The 436-nt window shown below is 28.4% G+C and carries 1 protein-coding gene; it reads left to right on the forward strand.

Features of this window, described 5'->3' with window-relative positions; genetic code table 11:
* Nucleotides 1-436, forward strand: a 436-nt coding sequence (locus FHK88_RS14065) for a hypothetical protein (RefSeq protein WP_264480704.1), incomplete at both ends; no start/stop codon positions are given.

Below are 436 nucleotides of genomic sequence, written 5' to 3' on the forward strand. Positions count from 1 at the left end.
CATGGCTTTAGATTTTGATATAAGTTTTAAAGAAGATAAAATTGTAGGTTTCTTTTTAAAACAACATCAAGAGGTTAATGCAAACGATTATAAAATTAAAAGTGGAACAATTGATTTAAAAGGAACTTTATTAGAAGCTGAAAAATCTTCTATTTTAGTTGTTTTTATTCATGGTTCTGGCACAAATGACAGAGATGAAACTATTGGCCCGAATAAGCCTTTTAAAGATATGGCAGAAGCTTTTCAAAAAGAAGGAATTGCTTCTTATCGTTTTGATAAAAGAACAAAATCTAATCCAGAAACTTTTTCTGATGAAAGTACAGTTGAAGATGAAGTTGTAGTTGACGCTGTTGCGATTGTAAATCATTTTAGAAGTTCTGAAAAATTTAAAAACCATAAAATAATTGTTTTAGGTCATAGTTTAGGTGCTTTTATG

Origin of the sequence: Psychrobacter sp. I-STPA6b (assembly GCF_020662265.1) — a bacterium.
Lineage (GTDB): Bacteria > Pseudomonadota > Gammaproteobacteria > Pseudomonadales > Moraxellaceae > Psychrobacter.